This window comes from Streptomyces sp. NH27 (assembly GCF_056859195.1).
Genome location: NZ_JACEGK010000336.1, coordinates 1 through 8,713 on the forward strand (window position 1 = coordinate 1; position 8,713 = coordinate 8,713).

General features: G+C 73.5%; 6 protein-coding genes and 3 tRNA genes. 5 read left to right on the forward strand and 4 right to left on the reverse strand.

Annotated elements, in window-relative coordinates:
• The coding region (locus tag AC13HU_RS24615) for an SLATT domain-containing protein (protein ID WP_483044120.1) at positions 1-636 on the reverse strand (636 nt) is incomplete at its 3' end.
• Positions 637-853: 217 nt separating this feature from the next.
• Between AC13HU_RS24615 and purD the strand changes: the two genes are divergently transcribed.
• From purD to AC13HU_RS24640, 5 genes are all read left to right on the forward strand, one after another.
• Positions 854-2,113, forward strand: coding sequence for a phosphoribosylamine--glycine ligase (gene purD, locus AC13HU_RS24620; RefSeq protein ID WP_483044121.1), 1,260 nt, complete (start codon positions 854-856; stop codon positions 2,111-2,113).
• Between the two features lie 255 nt (positions 2,114-2,368).
• Positions 2,369-4,006: a M48 family metalloprotease gene (locus AC13HU_RS24625; RefSeq protein WP_483044122.1), complete on the forward strand. Its 1,638-nt coding sequence runs from the start codon at positions 2,369-2,371 to the stop codon at positions 4,004-4,006.
• Between the two features lie 251 nt (positions 4,007-4,257).
• The gene (locus tag AC13HU_RS24630) at positions 4,258-5,763 is read left to right on the forward strand and encodes a N,N-dimethylformamidase beta subunit family domain-containing protein (protein WP_483044123.1); all 1,506 of its coding nucleotides are present in this window, start codon (positions 4,258-4,260) and stop codon (positions 5,761-5,763) included.
• A gap of 152 nt (positions 5,764-5,915) precedes the next feature.
• Positions 5,916-6,839, forward strand: coding sequence for a phosphoribosylaminoimidazolesuccinocarboxamide synthase (locus AC13HU_RS24635; RefSeq protein ID WP_483044124.1), 924 nt, complete (start codon positions 5,916-5,918; stop codon positions 6,837-6,839).
• A 215-nt stretch (positions 6,840-7,054) separates the two neighbouring features.
• A complete protein-coding gene (locus tag AC13HU_RS24640) occupies positions 7,055-8,149 on the forward strand; it encodes an esterase-like activity of phytase family protein (RefSeq protein ID WP_483044125.1) in 1,095 nt (364 codons plus the stop codon).
• A 60-nt stretch (positions 8,150-8,209) separates the two neighbouring features.
• Here AC13HU_RS24640 and AC13HU_RS24645 read toward each other — a convergent pair.
• The 3 genes from AC13HU_RS24645 to AC13HU_RS24655 form a co-directional block, all read right to left on the reverse strand.
• Positions 8,210-8,285: transfer RNA gene (locus tag AC13HU_RS24645), tRNA-Gly, on the reverse strand.
• A gap of 115 nt (positions 8,286-8,400) precedes the next feature.
• Positions 8,401-8,473 (reverse strand) — tRNA-Gly (locus tag AC13HU_RS24650).
• A 58-nt stretch (positions 8,474-8,531) separates the two neighbouring features.
• A tRNA-Gly gene (locus AC13HU_RS24655) sits at positions 8,532-8,603 on the reverse strand.
• Positions 8,604-8,713 lie beyond the last annotated feature (110 nt).

The following is an 8,713-nucleotide window of genomic DNA, read 5'->3' on the forward strand; positions in this document are numbered from 1 at the left end:
GGTGCGGAGGGCGGCCGCCGCGGAGTGGGCGCCGAAGTCCGTCATCCAGTCGGAGGTCTCCACGCGGACCAGAGCGGCGACGTCCTCGCAGAAGCCGCGCAGGACGGTGAGGCAGCGCTCGGCGGCCTCGGCCGCGGTCCCCTCGGTGGGTCCGAGCACCTCGCGGACGCTCTCGGCGGCCCAGTCGAAGCGGAGTGCCTCGATGCGGCGCTGCACGGCCTGCGCGGTCGCGACATCCCGCATCCAGCCGGTGGTGAGCCCGAGCAGGCGGTCGACGGCGACGCAGGCACCGGCGAGCAGCAGCGCGAGGTAGCCCCAGCGGGCCGGCGACCCCTTGCCGTCGGCGAGTTCGATCAGCGGGAGCGCGGCGGCGGCCGTGCCGCAGACGGTGGCACCGAGGCGGAGCGCGCGGGCCGCCCGACGCTTCGGGAGGCGGCCGTGCAGGTACCAGTCCGCGGTGCGCAGGGCGCCGTCCTCGGCCCAGCGGTACAGCTCCTCAAGGCGCTCGGTGGGCTCGGCCCAGTCGCCGAGCGGGAAGGGCAGCGCTCGAAGGTCCTCGGGGTGGCGATGGTGCAGCGCCCGCCGTGAGGGCTCGTCCCGAGGTGCGCCCTCGGGAAACATGTCAGGCTGGCTCACTGCGAATGCTCCCTCGACTGCTGCGTACCGGGCGTACCCGAAGTACCCGGCACCCGCCGGTTGAAGTTCCCTTCTTACCGCCGAACGGCTGAGCCAGATGCACCGATATCCGGAATTCGCCCCGGAAGTACCGTGTGATCAGGTATAGGACGCTTGTCACGGTCGCTCGAAAGAGTGAGGGCGCCCGGGTTCGGCCGGGCCCACTACCCTGGTGCGCGTGAACGTCCTTGTCATCGGCGGCGGTGCCCGCGAACACGCCCTGTGCCGCTCCCTGTCCCTCGACCCCGAGGTCACCTCGCTGCACTGCGCCCCCGGCAACGCCGGCATCGCGGAGGTCGCCGAGCTGCACCCGGTCGACACCATGGACGGTGCCGCCGTCGCCGGCCTCGCCGTGGAACTCGGCGCCGACTTCGTGATCGTCGGCCCCGAGGCGCCGCTGGTCGCCGGGGTCGCCGACGCCGTACGGGAGCGGGGCATCGACTGCTTCGGCCCGACCCGCGAGGCCGCCGCGCTGGAAGGCTCGAAGGCGTTCGCCAAGGACGTGATGGCCGCCGCCGGGGTGCCGACCGCCCGGTCGTACGTCTGCACCACGCCCGAGGAGATCGACGCGGCGCTGGACGCCTTCGGCGCGCCCTATGTCGTCAAGGACGACGGGCTCGCGGCGGGCAAGGGCGTCGTCGTCACCGAGGACCTGGCCACCGCCCGGGCACACGCGCTCGCCTGCCACCGGGTGGTGATCGAGGAGTTCCTCGACGGGCCCGAGGTGTCGCTGTTCGCGATCACCGACGGCGAGACGGTGCTGTCGCTCCAGCCCGCACAGGACTTCAAGCGCGCCCTGGACGCCGACGAGGGCCCCAACACCGGTGGCATGGGCGCCTACTCGCCGCTGCCGTGGGCCGACCCGAAGCTGGTCGAGGAGGTGGAGCGGACCGTGCTCCAGCCGACCGTCGACGAACTGCGGCGGCGCGGCACCCCCTTCGCCGGACTGCTCTACGCGGGACTGGCGATCACCTCGCGCGGAGTGCGGGTGATCGAGTTCAACGCGCGCTTCGGCGACCCCGAGACCCAGGTGGTGCTGGCCCGGCTGCGTACCCCGCTGGCGGGGCTGCTGCGGGCGGCCGCCACCGGCCAGCTCGCCGCCTGGCCGGAGCTGCGCTGGAGCGACGGCGCCGCGGTGACCGTGGTCATCGCGTCGTACAACTACCCGGACACCCCGCGGACCGGCGATCAGATCACCGGACTCGCCGATGTCGCGGAGAAGGACGAGCACGCCTACGTCCTGCACGCCGGTACCCGTACGGCGGACGACGGGCGGATCGTTTCGGCCGGCGGCCGGGTGCTGTCGGTGACGGCCACCGGATCGAGCCTGGCCAAGGCACGCGACCGGGCCTACCGCGCGGTCGGGCGGATCGGTCTGGACGGCGGCCACCACCGCGGTGACATCGCCGCGAAGGCGGCGCGGGCCGCCGAGGACTGAGCCGCCGGCACCTCTCCGAGGCCCCCCGCGGCGCAGCTGCGCGAAAGTGCAACCTCTGCCCAAAAGCCACTCCAAGGAGTGATGCATGGGCCATATGGCTGACTCCTCCCCGACGCCCAACTATGGTGCCCGAAAGGCGCACCCCGGGGGCATTGCGGCAAACAGCCGTGCGGCATTGCGATGTCGGTGGGCGGTGCGACAGTGGGGAGAGGCCGTCACCGGGACGGCCACCGCCAGCGCAGGGGGTGCCAGCCGATGGCCGGAGAAGCGGGTGAGGCCGCCGCGCGGGCACGTGCGACCGCGGTTCTGAGGCTGCGCGGGTCGGCGCTCGCCGTCGCCCTGCTGCCCGCGGCGGCCGCCGTGGTCCTGCACACGAGCCGGGCCACCGGCCGGATCGACGGCGCGGCGTGGGACGGCGTGCGCTGGGGCATGACCGGCGTCGCGCTGCTGGTCCTCGCGGTGGCCGCGGCCGTCGCCGCCGTGATCGTCCGCGCCGAACCCGCGGTCAGCCCCACCGTCCCGGTCGCCGAGTCGGCCGCGCCCGACCTGTACCTGATGGTCCGGGACCTCGCCGACCGGCTCCAGGTGCCGCCGCCCTCGTCGATAGAGCTCACCCCTGACTGCGACAGCTGGCTGGAGGACCGCAGGCAGAAGGCCGGCGGCTCCGGCGCCGAGCGACGCCCGGGACCCGTACTCGTGGTCGGGTCGCCCTTCGTGTGGTGGATGCGGGTCGCGGAGCTGCGCGCCCTGCTCGCGCCCGTCGTCGCCGGCACCGCCCCCTCGGCCGACCCGGAGATATCCGCGGCCCGCCGCTTCGTCCGCGGCCTGGACGCGGCAGCCGCCGTCGCCGCCCAGGGCAGTGCCCGTCCCGGCGGGTGGGGCGTGCTGGGCCGCCCGATGTTCGCCTTCCTCGGCTGGGTCACGCGGCTGCTGCTGCGGGCCTGCCGGGTCCACGCGGCGGAGATGGAGCGCGGGGTCGCCGCGTCCGCCTCCGAGCGCGCCCAGGCGGTCGACTACGGACTGCGGATCGTCGCCCAGGAGCAGGTCGGGCTCGCCTACGCGGGCTGGGACCGGCTGCTCACCCGCGTCGCGCTGCCCGCCTGGCGGATGGGCCGCTGGCCGTCCCGGCTGCACGCGGGCGTGGTCGCCGCGCTCACCGAACTGTCCCGGCGCGACCGGCTCGCCGACGGCTTCGCGACACGGCTGGGCGAGCGCCCGGCCTGCGACCTGCTGGAGGAGCCCGGCACCGTGGACGAGGCGGTCTCCCTGCTGGCCGCCAGGATCTTCCACGGCGGCCCGGACCGGGCCCGGCCCGGCTGGGAGCCGGTCAGCTGGAGCCGCTACCCCGCCGAGGTCGTGGACCGCCTCTGGCGCGAGGAGGCCGGCCGCCTGATACGGGTGATCGAGGAGATGCGGCCGTCCGTCGAGCCCGCGGCCGCGGTCTCCTTCCCGACCTCCGCGGGCCGGGCACTGCTGGTCGGCGGGGAGGGCGAGGCGCCCTTCGGCGCGGTGACGCTGGAGCGGGTCATCGACCGGCTCGCCGTCCCCGGCGGCGGGGAGGGCGAGGCCGTCGCCGCCCGGCTGGAAGCGGCACCGCCGCTCGGGCCGTACGCGGAGCCGTCCGCGGCGTACCCGCTCGTGCCCGAGCGGACCGGGCGCGAGCTGCTGGTCGACCACGTCATGGCGCTGGTCTGCTGCGCCGCCGTCGACACCGCGGGTGCCGGCGCCGGGCTGGACTGGCTCGACGGACCCGCCCTGCGCATGCCCGGGGTTCGCCGCAGCGAGCTGTCCGCGGCCGTGCTCCACCTCGTGGAGAGCGGTGACCCGGCGCCCCTGCGCAACTGGCTCGGCGGCACCCCCATCCGCCCGGACAAGCAGTTGCGGCTGCCGTAACGGGTCCGCCCGGGCGCCTGGTTCCGCCGCCTGCCGGACCACCTGTCGGTGGGGGAGAACCGCGCGAGCACCCCACCACCGGCCTGCGGCCGGGAGCACATCCGCAACCCTCGCGGCGCCGCGCCGTACAAGTCGAGGAGAAGGAAACCCTACGAAACGTGACTGACAGGGTGCATTGTGTGATCTGCTGGGCGTGAGCAGGCCGCACCGTTGCACCGGGCGGAGCGGGCCGTGGGCAAGCGCGGGAGGCGATGGGCGTGGGGGAAGTACGACGCTGGGAGTCGGGGGCGCTGGCGCATGGGGTGTCGGACCCGTTCGGGCAGGGCCCACTGCCCTGGTTGACGGGCGAGCCGCAGTACCCGGGCGACGACGGCCAGGTGGTGCCGTGGTACGTGGACCTCGCCGCGAGCAACGGCAAGGCGCCGCGCAAGCCGCATCTGCCCGGCCCGCGCACCGCGGACGACGTGCGCCGCCAGATCAAGGGCTTCGCCGCGGAGACCGCCGCGGCGCCCGGGCAGGCGATCGACTTCAGGATCACCGTGGACCCGCCCCAGGAGTTCACCGTCGACGTCTACCGGATCGGCCACTACGGCGGCGACGGCGCCGCCCAGGTCACCGCGAGCCCCCGGCTGTCCGGCATCGCGCAGCCCGCCCCGCTCGCGGCGGGCCGTACCGTGTCGTGCCACCACTGGTGGCAGTCCTGGCGGCTGCACATCCCGCCGTACTGGAAGACCGGCGCGTACGTCGCGGTGCTGACCACCGCGGACGGCTACCGCAGCCATGTGCCGTTCACCGTAAGGGACCTGGAAGCCCCGGCCGACCTGCTGCTCCTGCTGCCGGACATCACCTGGCAGGCGTACAACCTGTACCCGGAGGACGGCCGGAGCGGCGCCAGCCTCTACCACGCGTGGGACCCCGAGGGGCGGCTGCTCGGCGAGGAGGAGGCGGCCACCACCGTCTCCTTCGACCGCCCCTACGCGGGCGCGGGCCTGCCCCTGCACATCGGGCACGCCTACGACTTCGTCCGGTACGCCGAGCGGTACGGCTACGACCTCGCGTACGCCGACGCCCGCGACCTGCACGCGGGCCGGATCGACCCGAGCCGCTACCGGGCCCTGATCTTCCCCGGCCACGACGAGTACTGGTCCCGCCCGATGCGCCGGGCCGTCGAAGAGGCCCGGGCGGGCGGCACCTCGCTGGTCTTCCTCTCCGCGAACACCATGTACTGGCAGGTGGACCTGGCACCGGCCGCGGACGGCGGCCCCGACCGGCTGCTGACCTGCCGCAAGCGCCGGAGCGGGGGCGGCCACGGCGAGGCGCCGAAGGGCCGCACCGCGCTGTGGCGCGACCAGGGCGAGCCGGAGCAACTGCTGCTCGGCGTGCAGTACGCGGGGCGGGTGCCGCAGCCCGCGCCGCTGGTGGTGCGCAACGCCGACCACTGGCTGTGGGAGGCCACCGGCGCGGCCGAGGGCACCGAGATCCCCGGACTGGTCGCGGGCGAGGCCGACCGCTACTACCCGCGTATCCCGCTGCCGGACTCCACCGAGCGCATCCTGCTCGCCCACTCCCCGTACGAGGCGACCGACGGCCGGATGTGCCACCAGGAGACGTCGCTGTACCGGGCGCCGAGCGGGGCGTACGTCTTCGCGTCCGGCACCTTCGCCTGGTCGCCCGCGCTCGACCGGCCCGGCCACGTGGACCTGCGTGTGCAGCGGGCGACGGCGAACCTGCTGGACCGGATCTGCAAGCGGGACTGATCGGCGCGGGAGCGTATGGCGCCGGACCGATCGGCGCGGGGACCTGGCGGGTCGGGCGGAGCCGCGCGGCGGGTGGGGTGGGCCGTTGCGCGCCGCCACCTCCCGGGTAGGCGAGAATCGGAGCCGAGCCACCGATTGGGGAGGACCCACCCATGCCCGGATTCGTCGACAAGCCCGAGCCCGTCCAGGTGCCCGGCCTGACCCACCTGCACACCGGGAAGGTGCGGGACCTGTACCGGAACGACGCCGGCGAGCTGGTGATGGTGGCCAGCGACCGCACCTCCGCGTACGACTGGGTGCTGCCCACCCTCATCCCGGACAAGGGCAAGGTGCTGACCCGGCTGTCCCTGTGGTGGTTCGACCAGCTCGCCGACCTGGCGCCGAACCATGTGATCTCCACCGACGTGCCCGCGGGCGCCCCCGCCGACTGGGAGGGGCGCACCATGGTCTGCCGCGCGCTGCGGATGGTCCCGGTCGAGGCGGTGGCCCGCGGCTATCTGACCGGCTCCGGCCTGATCGAGTACGACCGCAGCCGTACCGTGTGCGGGGTCGCGCTGCCCGAGGGCCTGGTCGACGGCTCGGAGCTGCCCGCGCCGATCTTCACCCCGGCGACCAAGGCCGCGGTCGGCGACCACGACGAGAACGTGTCGTACGAGGAAGTGGCCCGCCAGGTCGGCGCGGAGACCGCCGCGCAGCTGCGGCAGAACACGCTCGCGGTGTACGCCCGGGCCCGTGACATCGCCGCCGAGCGCGGGTTGATCCTGGCCGACACCAAGTTCGAGTTCGGCTACGACGACGGCGCCGCGGCGCAGGACAGCGGCGCGCCCCTGGTGCTCGCCGACGAGGTGCTCACCCCTGACTCCTCCCGCTTCTGGCCCGCCGACGGCTGGGAGCCCGGGCACGCACAGCCTTCGTACGACAAGCAGTTCATCCGCGACTGGCTCACCTCGTCCGCCTCCGGCTGGGACCGGCACAGCGAGCAGCCCCCGCCCGAGCTGCCCCAGCCCATCGTCGACCACTCCCGCGCCCGCTACATCGAGGCGTACGAGCGGCTGACCGGCCTGTCCTGGGCGTAGCCGACCGGCCTGTCCTGGGCGTAGGGCGTATCGACCCGCGCGCCGGGCGTCCACTTCGTCGCTGAACGCGCCGCCGGCACCGGCGGCGCGGCAGGGCGGTCCTCCTGCCGTTCGGCCTTTCGTGCGTTCCCGTTCCTCCCCGCGGCCGGCAAGGGCGTGGAGAATCATGCGGCGTAAGGACTCCTGCCACCCAACGCCCAACGTGGAGTGACACTGTGCGCGCAAAGGTTCTTCTGGCCGGCCCGACCGTCCTTCTGACCGCCATGGCCTGCCTCGCCGGCGGTGGTATCGCCCAGGCCCATGGCGGCGGACCCGCAGACCGGCCCGGAATACCGGCGGCCGGCAACTGTTCCACGGCTGTCGACATCAGCGGCTTCTCCGACGCCCTGGACAAGACGATCTTCGACGGCAGTTACGTCGGCAACCTCTCCGCGCTCGCGCCGGACGCGGACGGCACCCTGGACGCGCTGTCCGACCGATCGTCGCTGTTCACGTTGAGCGGCCACACGCTGGACGACCTCGCGCCGGAGAAGGTCGTCCAACTCGCCGACGAGAAGGGCCAACCGCTCGACTCCGAGGCCCTGGCCGTCGACCGGGACGGCACCCGGCTGATCACCTCCGAGATCGAGCCGACGATCCGGCGCTACAGCCGGGACGGATCGCGGATCCTCGGCAGCCTGCCGGTGCCCGACGCGCTCAAGGTCGCCCCCGCCGGGCGGGCCACCGCCAACCTCACCTTCGAGGGACTGGCGTTCCAGCCCGGCGGCCGCACGCTGGTCGCGTCCATGGAGGGCGCGCTGTCCGGCGACAACCCCGATCTCGTACGGTTCCAGACCTGGCAACGCAAGGGCGACGGCCGGGACTTCACGCTCGGACGGCAGTACGCCTACCACGTCGACACCGACGCCAACGGCACCCTCCTGGGAGTGTCCGACATCGCGGCCACCGGTGACGGCCGGCTGCTGGTGCTGGAGCGCGGGTACACCGCGGGAGTCGGCAACACCATACGGCTGTACCTGGCCGACCCGGGCCGCGCCACCGACGTCAGCCACGTCATCGATCTGACCGGGCAGCGGAACATCAAGGTCATGCCGAAGACCCTGCTCGCCGACATCGGCGACTGCCCCTCCCTGGGTGCCACCGCCAAGCAGCCCCAGCCGAACCCGCTGCTGGACAACATCGAGGGCATCGCCGTCACCGGGCACGCGCCCGGCGGCGGGCTGCGCCTGATGCTCGTCAGCGACGACAACCAGGGCGCCACGCAGACCACCCGGTTCTACGCGCTGACCGCACGGCTGCCCCGGCGCTGAGGGCTCGCGCCGAGGACACGGCGAAGGCCCCGGTCGATGCGACCGGGGCCTTCCTCCTACTGGAGCGGACGACGAGATTCGAACTCGCGACCCTCACCTTGGCAAGGTGATGCTCTACCAACTGAGCCACGTCCGCAGGGCGTGCACACACTGTACCCGATGCGCCGGAGCAGCGGAAAAGGGTTTCCGAGCCCGAACCGCAACCTGAACAGCGAAAAGCCCCGGACCGATGGTCTGGGGCTTCTCCTCTGAGCGGACGACGAGATTCGAACTCGCGACCCTCACCTTGGCAAGGTGATGCTCTACCAACTGAGCCACGTCCGCATGCGCTGCGACCACTGTACCCGATCGGCCGGACAGGGCCGAACGAGCAAGTGATCAGAGCGGGTGACAGGAATCGCACACTGCGCCTCCCCCCTGGAAGGGGGGCGCTCTACTACTGAGCTACACCCGCGTGACCTCCGCTGACCTGGGCTTTTCGGCCCCGTCCTGCGGTGTGCCCTCAGACTAGCGGACGACCGGGGGTGGCTGTCCAATCGACACCGGCCGGTCAGGGGGCGGGTG